Source organism: Shewanella sp. SM55 (assembly GCF_025654025.1).
GTDB lineage: Bacteria > Pseudomonadota > Gammaproteobacteria > Enterobacterales > Shewanellaceae > Shewanella > Shewanella oncorhynchi.
In genome coordinates, this window is the sequence record NZ_JAKKRS010000044.1 from 1 (window position 1) to 607 (window position 607).

General features: G+C 37.7%; 1 pseudogene. It reads right to left on the reverse strand.

Going from position 1 to position 607, the window contains the following annotated elements:
- Nucleotides 1-413 precede the first annotated feature (413 nt).
- Nucleotides 414-607, reverse strand: a pseudogene (locus L5L91_RS22630) (DDE-type integrase/transposase/recombinase); the annotation flags it as partial.

Consider the following 607-nt stretch of genomic DNA (forward strand, 5'->3'; position numbering starts at 1 on the left):
CATGTACTCATCAATATAAGCCAAAATTTTGACTAGAGTTGCTGTTGCAAGCTCAAGGTTATTTAGTTTGAGCGCCAGTAAAATAATATGCTTTAACTCCATCTCAGTGCAGATATCTTCTGGTAATACTAATAGTGCATCTAAGGCTCGCATATTTTCCTCGGTTAGGTCGAATCACTTAAGAGCAGATTCATATGTCGCTTACACGATGTAATGTTTGAATTATTAGCAAATAGTGTTCCATTTTTGTGCCTGTTACTCAGCAAAAATTTGACACTGTGACTTGGTCTTATTTTTTTAAACAAGAGTGCTTGTTTATTACTCGCAAAACGAGGTTACTATAAAAAATTTTTATTTTACCTATACTTGCCTATAATGATATCACTTTATGACATGGAGTTTTTACAGGTTTAGGCCATATCTAAGGCCTTTACCGTTAACTCWGTATCCGGTGAAAATGACATCGCCCAACCAATGGCTTTKCTCGAAAATAAATCCAGCACAACCGCTAAATAACACCAACGATTACCCGCCCAAATATACGTCACATCGCCACACCAAACGGTGTTTGGTGTGGCGATGTSACKTAYATTTGGGCGGGTAATCG